The following is a 12,024-nucleotide window of genomic DNA, read 5'->3' as shown; positions in this document are numbered from 1 at the left end:
TGCTTCCACGAACTGACCAACCGCATAAAGCAGTTTTTACCATATATTTGTCTTGTTTAGGTGATTAAATAAGCCGTCTTTTCCGAGACCGGTGTTTGTTTTATTACTGAAACATCCGCCGGAAAGTGGTGTCAACACTTTCCGGTTTTTGTTTGAATTGTGTATTTATGAACCTGCAGTTGGTTCTTTTATTGTCAATGTTCTGCCTTCCTGCCGTACCTGTAGCCCGAATCCCTCTATAAAGCGTATCAGGTCAGATAGTTGTACTCCTTTATCCATCTTACCTTTTAGTTTGAAAGCAGGTATAGTGCCTTCATACTTTACCTGTATGTTATACCACCTCTCAATATCCTTCATGGCCAGCTTAAAATCCAGGCCTGTGAAATTGAACATGCCGTTCTTCCAGGCCAAAACCTTTTCCAGGTCTGCATCAGGTCTAAGGGTAAGCTCTCCGGTATTGCTTATCTGTATTGCCTGCTGGCCTGGTTTTAACGTAATACTGTTGCTGCTCAAAACTTTCACACGTCCTTCCACCAGCGTTGTTTTTATTTCCCCGTCATCTGCATAGGCGTTGATGTTGAAGCTTGTGCCTAACACCTGTACAGTTAGTCCTCCTTTGAGACCGGCTATGAAGGGTTTATTTTTATTTGGGGCGACTTCCAGGTAAACTTCGCCGGATACTTCTATTCTCCGGTTATCACCAATAAAAACTACGGGGTAACTAATGGAACTTGCAGCGTTCAGCCAAACTTTTGTACCATCAGGTAATACCAGTTTGTATTGTCCGCCGGCGGGGGTACTCATTGTGTTCGTCATTATTTCACCCTGTGATAATCCTTTCTGGTCATACTTGATCTCGTCGTTGGCTAGTTTAATGATAGAAGAATTACCCTGTTGCGCAATAGCCCCATTTGCAGCGCTATCAAGGATAATGCTGGAACCATCAGAAAGCGTGAGGGTAGCCTTGTTAGTGCCGGGTAGAATATTATCGGTCTTCGGCGGGACCTGGCTGATAATAGTTCTTTTATTATTACTGGAGGTGAAAAGGTATGTACCGGTTGCCAGCAGCGCCAATATTGCAGCCGCCCAACCCCAGCGGCGTAAAGCACGGACCTTGCCGCCAGCAGTCCTCGCTGCAGTAAATGCGGCATATGCATTGTCGGTTGCCTGATGATCTGATACAACAGATAAAAAACCGGCAAAAATCTTCGGATCCTGCACCTGCCGGAATACTTCCCGGTTAGCTTCCGATGCTGCCAGCCACTGGTCCAGCGAGTGCTGTTCTTCCTGGGAAAGCGGTTCCCCCTGCAGGGACCGGTGTATAATTGTTACAATATGTGCGTGCTTTTGCGGCATGTTATACATAGTATACAATTGAGGTGTCCGGAGCATCACACCAAAATCAGAAAAAAAATAAAAAAAGTGGGGAATAGAGTCCTTTTTTCAATAAGAGGGTTCGTAACTTTTCCAGTGCACGGGCCTTTTGGTTACGTACATTGTTCGGCGTGGTATTCAACCGGGCAGCTATTTCGGCAGTATCCAGTCCCTCGAGGTAGATCATTTTCAACAAGGCTGCCTGTTGCGGAGGGAGGGCCATCATCTCCTGGTAAATACGGTAAAAGAGATCGGTCTGGATCAACCTGGCTTCCATCTGGTCATCAATTGAGTCTATGCCGCTTAGGATATGATCCTGTTTGCCGGCCTTTATCTGCTGATGTTTAATGTAATTATATGCCCGGTTGCGTACTACAGTGATCATAAATGCTTCCGCGTCGGTTATTGCCGCAGCCCTGAATGCTTCCCGCCGTTGCCAGAATGCCATAAAAGCTTCCTGCACCTGGTCGCGGGCCTCATTTTCATTTTGGATAAGTTTGAAAACATAGTAATACAATCGCGGATAACAGCGATCGAATAAGACTTTCATTGCATTTTCATCCCCGGCGGCTACCTGGGCCAGCAAGTCCTCTTTATTATATAAACTATGCCCGAACAATATATAGATAGGTGATTTTGGTCGCCTTAAAAGTAGCAAAATTAGCCGAAGCTGTGCTGCATATCTTACCAATGCGCTGAAGGCAAGTTCCGGAGAGCAGGAAAAATACGGTGTTACAGCACCTGGGTATGTATTGCCTGCAGATCAGTTATAGGCTTCCTTTTATTCAGCGGGTCAGAGGTGGTAACGCTGTCCGCGGTCCAAAAGTAAATTTTTGAAAAGATTTGCAGCAAAAAAAGAGGCAATAAGATAACCTGCAGCACAGCAACACTGTTGTGAAATTTTAATGTGGGATGTCTTTGATAACGAGGATCTCGATGAATAGTAAAATCTTAAATATCATCTGTGAAAAAAATCAGGAGAACAAGTTTTGAGAGAGTTTTTGAAAAATGCTATTGCTTATCAAGGTAAGAGTTATAGTGCAAAGTGAGTTCATGATCAGTTAGACGAAGTTTTAAGAATGTTATGTTTCACATCGGAGTAAATAAATTACGTTACAAGCGAATCTAATAGGTTGTTGCGTTAGTCTGTTAAAAATGTTGAGGCTACTGTGCAGGCCAGGAAAAAAGCGCTTGCGGAAGTTAATTCGAATATTCTTAAACTTGAATCGCGGTTTATGAAGGAGGAAATTTCCACGGAAACGCATAAACGTTGGTATGAAAATTATATGGCAGAACGGGGAGTAATTGAAGCGGAGTCACAGAATGTAAATAAGGTTAATGTTGAGAGGAGAGAAAAGGTTGTGCGGGTTCTTCCTACGTGGGTTGATCTGAAATCCTTGTATCGTAAGGCTTCTGATGGTCAAAAAACTACTTGCTAAACCTCATTTTCTAAGCTGACCTTATCCCTCTCTGACGGGATACTGGGAACGTCCAAACGCCATCCCACTTTAATTCCTAACTGGTTCAGCCCTTTCCGGACTCAGCCTCGAGTCCGATGTGTACCCCAGATGGGAATTATTTGGAAAATACTACCTCTTTTCTATCTGAAATACCTGGTATTACAATTACCGCTGCAGAAATTTAATGTTTCCATTTTTCCTGCCATTTCTTGAATTCGGAGGGGCGAACCAAGTATCTGGCAAAATTCCCATCATGCAGCGATAGTAACTCTGATTCTACCACTTCGATTAACTTATTTCTCTCCGCCTCTGGTAATTCCTGGGCCTGAACTTGTATGTATGGCTCTACTTGGGGTTTGGCCATTGCCTCGGATATTATTTTATGGATGATGGATCTGATTTGATCGCGGTATTTAAGCCGGAATGGATCTGGTTCACCCAATGATTGTCAGGAATAGCCCAGATCTTTACATCTGGAATCCATATAGCACCTAATTTTTTTGTTTCATCTTTCTGATTAAAAGGTACGTTAAGTTTAATGGGCATGATGGATGACTTAATATGTTATAAAAAACGTAGTATCTGTTTTCTTCTGGTGTAGTGAAGGCAACGTTGAAATGCACTTTCAGAACGAAGTGCGTCGATATTGAGATTTTCAACCTAATATTTCTATAAGTAATATAAACAAAAAAAGGCACCGATTTTCATCGATGCCTTCTAAACGCGTCCGCGTTGTACCGATCTCGGGAGTAATATTGAACCACTACTCCGGTTTATATCGTTTGTAAAAGACATTGTCCATGATACCGATCTCGAAGAACCTGATGCCGCAAAGGAATATTGATATTTTTAAAATGACAAACATTGGTTTATATATTAGGGTATAATATGCTTTATTTGATCAATGTAAAATATGACCATAATTTATTAACTGATCCCCAAAAATGTCAGAAAACACAAAGAAAATCTCATTTATGTTTCTTCACCGGTGACTCCACCACCTATTTTTGTAAGCTAAAGTTCTACCTTATAGCAGCAATTTCTTATAAATCCAAAGCCTTCAGTTGATAACATGCAGATAAAAATCCTTTGTACACGATGGGGCCACGAAAACATCCCCGTAGAAGCTTTTCTCGAAAAGGTAATATCCGCAGGATATGACGGCGTGGATTCCTGGCTACCCGAAAATAAAAATGACAGGAAGGTATTTATCAAACGTAGCAAAGAACTGGGATTACCAATAGTTGTGCAACAGCATCAGGCGGAAGGTGCGGACATACAAACCTTTTGCAGGAGCTTTGAATATCATCTGAATGCGGCAATGGAATGTGAACCGGTAATTATTAATTCGCATTCAGGAAGAGATTTCTTTACGATCAATGAACAACTTGCCGTTATTGATGCGGCGGAAAATTTTTCAGCGGGGAATAATATTGCTATCGCGCATGAAACGCACCGGGGAAGAATTGGATTCAGCCCGGGCAATGCAAAAGAACTGTTTACGCTAAGACCTTCCATGAAAGTAACCGCCGATTTCTCACACTGGGTTTGTGTTACAGAAAGCTATCTTGAAGGATTCAAAGAAACGGTTAACGAAGCAATCAGGCGCACCGTACATATACATGCCCGTGTGGGTTTTCCTGAAGGACCGCAGATACCTGATCCGCGACTGCCGGAATGGGCGGAGCCGCTGAACTACTTTACCGGCCTGTGGTCCGGGATCATCCGGGAAAAGAAAGCCGAAGGCATATCCCTGCTTACCATTACAACGGAGTTTGGGCCACCGCCTTATATGTGGACTACTTCACCGGGTAATACCCCGGTAGCTTCGCAATGGGAAGTGAATTTATTTATGATGCATCTGCTGAGAGATATCATTGCTCCACAACAATAACCCTCATGTATTCAGCTTCACATTATTTTACCTGCTAATTCATTTTTGCTAACTTTATCTCTTAACACGTTATGCTGTGTTGATGGGCGGAAATATTTCTCACCTTTAATAACGCCGGTTGCCAACAATATTTAAGAGAAAAGATAATTCAATGGGTAATAACTTTTTTAAATATCTGAATACAGGTCCAATCGAGGAGAAATGGGGAATTTATGTAACTACGGTGGGGTATTCAAAAGTAACACCGAATGAACGTTATCCCAAAGAAGAACATCCCCAAAGCCATCAGCTTACATGGAACAGGGGAAGGATGCTGACGGACTATTACATGATATTTATTTCAAAAGGAAAGGGAACATTCTGTTCGGCATTAACCGAGCCGGTGGAAATTGAGGAGGGAACCTGTTTTTTTCTTTTCCCGGGAGTATGGCATCGTTACAGGCCGGATATCCGCTCGGGATGGGAAGAATATTGGGTTGGCTTTCACGGGTACTATGTTGATCAACTGATGAAACAAGGCTTTTTTGATCCCAATCAGCCATGTATCAAAACAGGGCTGGATAGAGATATGCTGGTATTATTTAAAAAGATGATTGATGTTGTAAATGCCTCGCATGTAGGTTACTCACAACAGATTGCAGGTTTAACGCTTCAGATACTAGGTTTGGTCAATACCATATCGCTCAGTAAACAATATGATCATAGCCCGCTGGAAAAGGCAATAACGAAAGCAAAGTTCCTGCTACAGGAATCACTGGAGCACCCTGTAGATATCCCGGAACTTGCCCGGCAATTGCCTATGGGATATTCTGCATTCAGGAAAAATTTTAAGGCAGTAACGGGGCTGTCGCCTAATCAATACCATTTGAATTTACGCATAGAGCGGGCAAAAGAACTGCTTGAATCAACATTGCTTAACGTGGAGGAAATCGCAGATCAAACAGGGTTCGACAGCATTTATTATTTCTCCAGGATCTTTAAGAAGAAAGTTGGCCTTTCTCCTAATACTTATCGTAAAACATTTGCCGTTGAATGAAACTCCATTGCAGGTAATTATGTTTCATCGCTTTATTTGCCTTTTATCTTATCGCGGTATTCACCGGGCGATAATCCCGTTTTTGATTTAAAGAACGTTACAAAATAACTGGCAGACTCAAAGTTCAGGTGAAAGGCAATTTCCTTTACCGGTAATATCGTACTGGCCAGCAATTCTTTTGATTTCTGCAATTTTATTTCAAGTTGATATTGTGCGGGTGAAAATCCTGTATACTGTTTAAACACTCTTCTGAACCAGGAATAGCCAATGTTTAGCGTTTTAGCGATGGATTCGGGAGTAACATCATCACCGGTTTTTTCGCGCATCATCATTCTTGCTTTATCAATCTGAGCGATGATGGCTTTATCTCTGAAAGAGTTGTTTTTCTCGGCGTAAAAGATGAAGCCCAGCAGCAGGCTGGTAATGCCGGCAAGTACCTGCTGGTAGGCCATTTTCTGGTAATTGGCTGTTTCAATACCCTGGTTGAACAAAGCCACAATCTGTTCATTAAACCCCACATTATAGACCGGGTTTTCCCTGGAAAAGAAAAGATTACCGGTTAACTGTTTCATATAACTGCCATTAAAACCTACCCAGTATTCATTCCATCCTTTGCCTTTGAGCGGCCGGTAGGTATGCCATTCGCCGGGAAATAGCAACAGGATGGTACCGGCAACGACTTTAGTTAGCTTGCAGCTTGCCGATTCAAATGAACCTTCTCCTTCTGTAATGTACAGCAGGATGTATTCCTGCAATACCCTTCCGGTATTTGGACTGAACCAATATGCCGATGGATGGCTTTTAGGAGGGTAGTCACTATTGGGCGCTATCACCTGGAAACCAATAGTAGTGGTGTATAATCCCCACAGTTCATCTGTTTCATTTACTGTCAGGTAATTGACGTTTTGATTCCTTTTATTTTTCATTGGTGTGTCAAAAAGTTAAATGATTCCATCAGAATTTATCACTGCACCTTTTAGATTCAGGTTACTTTGCATTACCAACTTAATTGAAAAACAGGATAGAAGATTACTGAAATATTAAAGTTCCGGCTGACTTTAAATTGTTTTATGGCTAAAAATTTTTGATAGAAAGTTTTCATATAAAAGTAGCGCTTTTTGTGATGATATCAACGTTTCATTCCGGCTGCAGATCAACAACCGGGGGTTAAATTCACGTTTGAAAAATTAATCTTTATGAATGCATCAACCACCTGTCGGCCTGCCGCCGCACAGAAGTAACCGTCATTTCTAAATTGTAAATAATTCCACTACCAGCGATGTTTAAAACCAAAATCTCATGTTATGTTAAACAAGCAATTTGATTCTCTATTGCCTATCAAAGCATCATTTTTATTGCTATTCCTTTTGGGCATCTCACAAATTTCCTTTGCTCAGCAAAAAATAACGGTAAGCGGTAATGTTGTATCAGACAGCAGTCAACCCGTTTCCAATGTAACTATAAGAATAAAAGGCGGGACTGCCGGTGGAACCACTGATGAAAACGGCTCCTTTAAGATTAGCGTTGCTAAGGGTGCAGTCCTGCTTTTTTCTTCTATAGGATATGAAGAGAAACAGGTAACAGCCATGAAAGATGGAGCGGTACTAACGGTGATGCTTACCCCAAGCAATGCCAGGTTAAATGACATTGTGGTGGTTGGATACGGAACCCGCAAAAAAGAAACGCTGACAGGCTCCATTGCTTCTGTTAAAGGAAGCGACCTGGTTAAATCACCGGCGGGTAATTTCTCCAATTCGTTAGCAGGCCGGTTACCTGGTTTGGTGGCTATTACCAGGACAGGCGAGCCCGGAAATGACGGATCCACCTTAAGGATACGTGGGGCCAATACACTTGGCGATAATTCCCCGCTTGTGGTTGTTGACGGCATTGCCGGTAGAAGCCTGGAACGGCTGGACCCCGCCACCATTGAATCTGTTACGATCTTAAAAGATGCATCTGCAGCGATATACGGATCACAGGCCGCCAATGGCGTTATCCTTGTCACCACCAAACGCGGCGCATCCGGTAAGCCCACCATTCAATTCTCCCTGAACCAGGGATGGAATACACCTACCGTTCTTCCCAAAATGGCGGATGCGCCTCTTTATGCACAATTACAGAATGAAATTTCCGCTGCTTATCATCCCGGCGACCCATTGCCTTATTCGGCAGAAGATATCCAGAAGTATAAAGATGGCTCTGATCCCTGGGGGCATCCCAATACGGATTGGTTTAAAGAAACAATCAGGAAAAATTCCCCGCAACGCTACGGCAACTTAACATTGTCGGGCGGCGCTGAGGCCATAAAGTATTTCATTTCACTTGGATCGAATTTTACCGACGGGATTTTTAGGGACGGAGCTACCAACTATTCGCAGACTAATTTTCAAAGTAATATTGACGCAAAAGTTACTAACAACATCCGTTTGAGTTTTGATGTGGTTGGGCGGCAGGAAAACAGGAACTATTCAGGCGGAGGCGCCAATGGAGGAAGCGCCGATCAGGCACAAAATGTTTTTTGGGCATTAAACAGGTCTTTTCCTACCTGGCCGGCGAGATGGCCTAATGGCTTGCCCGGACCGGATATTGAATATGGCGCTAACCCGGTAGTGCTGGTTACAGATGCCACGGGTTACACCAAATCAAGAAGTTATATTTTTCAGAGTAATGTAAGGCTCGTGGTTACTATTCCATGGGTAAAAGGACTGTCGTTAACCGGTAATGCAGCAATGGACAGAACTATTGTCAGTACCAAACAATTCAGAAAGCCATGGTTCCTCTATACCTGGGATAAAACAAGTTTAGATGCCAATGGAACTCCGCTGCTGGTAGCATCAAAGAAAGGAAATACTGATCCGCGGCTGCAACAGTGGATGGATAACAATTCTAATGTAACCCTCAATGCGCTGTTAAATTATGACAGGGTTTTTGATAAGCATGATATTAAAGTTCTTTTCGCCGCAGAACGTATTGCCGGTGATAACATGAATTTCTGGGCTTTCAGGAGAAACTATACCAGCGATATTCTTGACGAACTGGATTTAGGAAGTAATGAATTAAAAGATAATGGAGGATCATCCGGTGTGGCCCGCAGGTTAGATTATTTCGGAAGACTAAGCTATGCCTATGACGCAAAGTACCTCGCTGAATTTGTATGGAGGTACGACGGCTCTTATATTTTTGATCCGGCCGGTAAGCAATTTGGATTTTTTCCAGGGATATCCCTGGGATACAGGATCTCTAATGAAAAATTCTGGAAAGATAATATCGCTTTTATCAATGAAATGAAAATAAGAGGCTCCTGGGGAAAAACAGGTAACGACCGGATAGGGCCCTATCAATACCTTACAACCTATGGCTACAATGGTGGTTATGTATTTAATGAAAATGTTCCGCAACAGGCGTTGAAAGCATTACGTATTCCAAACGCCGGGGTTACCTGGGAAATAGCCAATCAATCCAATATCGGCGCTGATGTGGAGCTGCTCAATAATAAATTAGCGGTAAGCGCTGATTATTTCTACAACCTGCGTACCAATATCCTGGCCTACAGAAACGCTTCTGTGCCTGGTTCTGCCGGATTAAGCCTGCCGCAGGAAAATATCGGGGAAGTGGTTAATGAGGGCTTTGAATTGCAGGCATCATATCGCGGTAGTGCCGGCAATTTCAAATACCAGGTGTCTGCCAACGGCGCCTGGGCAAAGAATCATATCAGGTTCTGGGATGAAACACCCGGCGTGCCCGACTATCAGAAGTCTACCGGCAACCAGATGAACGCAAGATTGTATTACCAGGCAATAGGTGTATTCGCAGACCAGGCAGCGATTGATAAATACCCTCATTGGACAGGCGCCCGCCCCGGAGATATTATATTCAAAGATGTAAATAAGGATGGACAGATTGATGGCCAGGACCAGGTTAGAAGCAACAAAACTACCATACCAACATTTACCGGCGGGCTCAGCATCGATTTACAGTATAGGAACTTCTACGCAAATGTATTATTCCAGGGAGCAGCCGGTGCGGAAAGATCCTACCGGACTTTTTCCGGCGGGCCAGGTGTCGGGAATTTTATGTACAACCTTGTAAAAGACCGCTGGACACCGGAACATCCAAGCGCTGTTAACCCGAGAGTATGGGAGCGTGGAGGCGCATATTGGATGACAGATGGAGAACCTAATAACACCTACTTCGTTAGAAGCAGTGATTATTTAAGATTGAAAAACTTTGAGGTTGGTTATAACCTGTCATCCGGCATTGCGCAAAAAATAGGCATACAATCGCTGAGGATCTATGTCAGCGCCCTGAACTTTTTAACGTTTACAAAGATGAAGGATTTCGATCCTGAATCTCCTGACGACGCTCCGGGCTCCATTTGGGTGAACAGTGAAGTATATCCATTGAACAAAACCACTAACGTTGGATTAACGGCAACATTCTAAAATCAAAGTGTATGAATTACAGAAACTCAAACTTAATATATATCGCTACGGGGTTTATATCACTGCTGCTAATATCATGTGGCAAAAGTTTCCTTGATACAAAACCTTCCACACAATTTACAGAAGTGGATGTCTGGTCTGATCCCAACCTGGTACAACTGAACATGAACAGCATTTATAACCAGAACCCCTGGTCGTTCTTCATGACTTCGCTGGCTGTAGATGAGGCCAGGTGCTATGATGGGGGAAATGATTATAATATGAGCAACATGCTGATGTCGCCTGATAATGCAGGCTGGGGCGACTGGAACGGCAGGTACAGCGCTATCCGGGACTGCAATATATTCCTGGAAAATATAGACAAATTGCCGGATGATCCGGCGCTGATTGATGGCGTTACACTGAAAGACAGGTTGAAGGGCGAAGCCACTTTTTTCAGGGCCTGGTATTATCAGTTGCTCATCAGTTATTTTGGCGGTGTACCCCTGGTTACGAAATCCTATAAATTAACAGACGATTTCTCCGCCGCGCGGAACAGTTACGCAGAGTGCGTGCAGTTTATTTCCGGCGAATGTGATAAGGCGGCTGCATTATTACCCCTGGTGAATACAGGTGTCAACAAAGGAAGAGTAACAAAAGGCGCCGCTTTGGCGCTTAAATCAAGAGTATTGCTTTATGCAGCCAGCGATCTTCATAATACAACATTTTCCGGGTTTTCCAACCCTGAGCTCCTGGGATATGTAGATGGCGACAGGAAGCAACGCTGGCAGGCGGCCAAAGCCGCCGCTAAGGCTGTAATAGACCTGGGCATATACGGTTTGTATCAGCCCGGTCCTGCATCAACAGAGGAGGCCGTTCAGAATTATGAGAACCTGTTTATCTCAAAAAATAGTATAGAAGACATCTTTATCCGTTATTACAATGCCTCCGTAAACCAGGGAGCTGACTACTGGCAGGTTTTCCCAAATGGATATGGCGGTATTGAAACAAACGGCGCCCCCAGCGAATTGGTAGACGCTTATGAAATGAGTGATGGCACTAAATTCTCCAGAACCAACCCTGCACAGAATCTTGAACCATATAAAAACAGGGACCCGCGTTTTTATGCTTCCATTTTATACGAAGGGGCAACGTTCAGGTCAAGGCCGTCCAACTTACTGACAGCCGACCCCGTAGGAGTTTTGCAGGTAGGTACCTGGGAAAAGTGGGATGCCACCACTAATAAAATCGTGTATACGTATGGGTTAGATAGCAGGAACAGCGTGGTTTATGGAGGCGGTTATAATAATACCGGTACCTGTATGCTCAAATTTATAAACCGCAAAACCGATATGTATGTGAATCACCAGGATGACCTCACCTGGCGCTTCATCCGTTACAGCGAAATCATACTCAATTATGCGGAGGCCTGTATTGGATTGGGAGAGGAGGCGGAAGCACGCACCTACATTAATATGATCAGGAAAAAAGCGGCCATGCCTGATGTAATGGACGCCGGCGTGGCCTTGTCAGCAAGATACCGGAATGAAAGGCGTATTGAACTGGTGTACGAAAACCACCGCTTTTTTGATGTGCGCCGCTGGATGATCGGGCCGGAAGCCTATCACCCAATGCATGGGGTTAATGTTGTGTACAAACTGAATCCCGATCATACAACTGCCACCATGCCTACTGTTACCCCGGTGCAGATCACAAGTGGAAAGTGGGATAATAAGGCCTACTTTTTACCAATCGCAAGGAGTGAAATGAATAAGAACGATAAGTTAGTGCAGAACCCCGGCTATAATTAATATCGCGTGTAGCATTGATGGATTTTTA

The 12,024-nt window shown here is 43.6% G+C and carries 9 protein-coding genes; 5 read left to right on the top strand and 4 right to left on the bottom strand.

Going from position 1 to position 12,024, the window contains the following annotated elements; translation table 11 throughout:
• Window positions 1-165 precede the first annotated feature (165 nt).
• Together PV783_RS25220 and PV783_RS25215 are read right to left on the bottom strand one after the other, a co-directional pair.
• Window positions 166-1,356 carry a FecR family protein gene (locus PV783_RS25220; protein ID WP_420990055.1) on the bottom strand — a complete coding sequence of 397 codons (1,191 nt, stop codon included), beginning with the start codon at window positions 1,354-1,356 and terminating at the stop codon, window positions 166-168.
• Window positions 1,357-1,402: 46 nt separating this feature from the next.
• Window positions 1,403-1,960: an RNA polymerase sigma factor gene (locus PV783_RS25215; RefSeq protein WP_420990661.1), complete on the bottom strand. Its 558-nt coding sequence runs from the start codon at window positions 1,958-1,960 to the stop codon at window positions 1,403-1,405.
• Window positions 1,961-2,609: 649 nt separating this feature from the next.
• Between PV783_RS25215 and PV783_RS25210 the strand changes: the two genes are divergently transcribed.
• On the top strand, window positions 2,610-2,813 hold the full coding sequence (locus PV783_RS25210) for a hypothetical protein (protein WP_420990054.1): 204 nt from the start codon (window positions 2,610-2,612) through the stop codon (window positions 2,811-2,813).
• Window positions 2,814-3,209: 396 nt separating this feature from the next.
• On the opposite strand, the gene PV783_RS25205 is transcribed toward PV783_RS25210, so the two are convergent.
• Window positions 3,210-3,380 carry a DUF5710 domain-containing protein gene (locus PV783_RS25205; RefSeq protein ID WP_420990053.1) on the bottom strand — a complete coding sequence of 57 codons (171 nt, stop codon included), beginning with the start codon at window positions 3,378-3,380 and terminating at the stop codon, window positions 3,210-3,212.
• Window positions 3,381-3,906: 526 nt separating this feature from the next.
• Between PV783_RS25205 and PV783_RS25200 the strand changes: the two genes are divergently transcribed.
• Together PV783_RS25200 and PV783_RS25195 are read left to right on the top strand one after the other, a co-directional pair.
• On the top strand, window positions 3,907-4,728 hold the full coding sequence (locus PV783_RS25200; protein WP_420990052.1) for a sugar phosphate isomerase/epimerase family protein: 822 nt from the start codon (window positions 3,907-3,909) through the stop codon (window positions 4,726-4,728).
• 151 nt (window positions 4,729-4,879) lie between these two features.
• Window positions 4,880-5,764, top strand: coding sequence for a helix-turn-helix domain-containing protein (locus tag PV783_RS25195; protein WP_420990051.1), 885 nt, complete (start codon window positions 4,880-4,882; stop codon window positions 5,762-5,764).
• A gap of 32 nt (window positions 5,765-5,796) precedes the next feature.
• Here PV783_RS25195 and PV783_RS25190 read toward each other — a convergent pair whose 3' ends face one another.
• Entirely contained in the window at window positions 5,797-6,690 is an 894-nt protein-coding gene (locus PV783_RS25190) for an AraC family transcriptional regulator (protein WP_420990050.1), read from the bottom strand.
• Window positions 6,691-7,068: 378 nt separating this feature from the next.
• Between PV783_RS25190 and PV783_RS25185 the strand changes: the two genes are divergently transcribed.
• A complete protein-coding gene (locus tag PV783_RS25185; RefSeq protein ID WP_420990049.1) occupies window positions 7,069-10,206 on the top strand; it encodes a SusC/RagA family TonB-linked outer membrane protein in 3,138 nt (1,045 codons plus the stop codon).
• Window positions 10,207-10,217: 11 nt separating this feature from the next.
• Window positions 10,218-11,996, top strand: a complete 1,779-nt coding sequence (locus PV783_RS25180; RefSeq protein WP_420990048.1) for a RagB/SusD family nutrient uptake outer membrane protein — start codon at window positions 10,218-10,220, stop codon at window positions 11,994-11,996.
• The last annotated feature ends 28 nt before the right edge of the window (window positions 11,997-12,024 follow it).

It is taken from the genome of Chitinophaga sp. CC14, assembly GCF_048957795.1.
Classification (GTDB): Bacteria; Bacteroidota; Bacteroidia; order Chitinophagales; family Chitinophagaceae; genus Chitinophaga; species Chitinophaga ginsengisegetis.
Note: the sequence above shows the minus strand (reverse complement) of the source record. Positions and strands in the feature narration are given on the sequence as shown.

What these genes read in the sequence shown, in the direction of transcription:
- PV783_RS25220 (WP_420990055.1), bottom strand. Translation starts at nt 1,356, where the DNA reads ATGCCGCAAAAGCACGCACATATTGTAACAATTATACACCGGTCCCTG.
- PV783_RS25210 (WP_420990054.1), top strand. Translation starts at nt 2,610, where the DNA reads ATGAAGGAGGAAATTTCCACGGAAACGCATAAACGTTGGTATGAAAAT.
- PV783_RS25205 (WP_420990053.1), bottom strand. Translation starts at nt 3,380, where the DNA reads ATGCCCATTAAACTTAACGTACCTTTTAATCAGAAAGATGAAACAAAA.
- PV783_RS25200 (WP_420990052.1), top strand. Translation starts at nt 3,907, where the DNA reads ATGCAGATAAAAATCCTTTGTACACGATGGGGCCACGAAAACATCCCC.
- PV783_RS25195 (WP_420990051.1), top strand. Translation starts at nt 4,880, where the DNA reads ATGGGTAATAACTTTTTTAAATATCTGAATACAGGTCCAATCGAGGAG.
- PV783_RS25190 (WP_420990050.1), bottom strand. Translation starts at nt 6,690, where the DNA reads ATGAAAAATAAAAGGAATCAAAACGTCAATTACCTGACAGTAAATGAA.
- PV783_RS25185 (WP_420990049.1), top strand. Translation starts at nt 7,069, where the DNA reads ATGTTAAACAAGCAATTTGATTCTCTATTGCCTATCAAAGCATCATTT.
- PV783_RS25180 (WP_420990048.1), top strand. Translation starts at nt 10,218, where the DNA reads ATGAATTACAGAAACTCAAACTTAATATATATCGCTACGGGGTTTATA.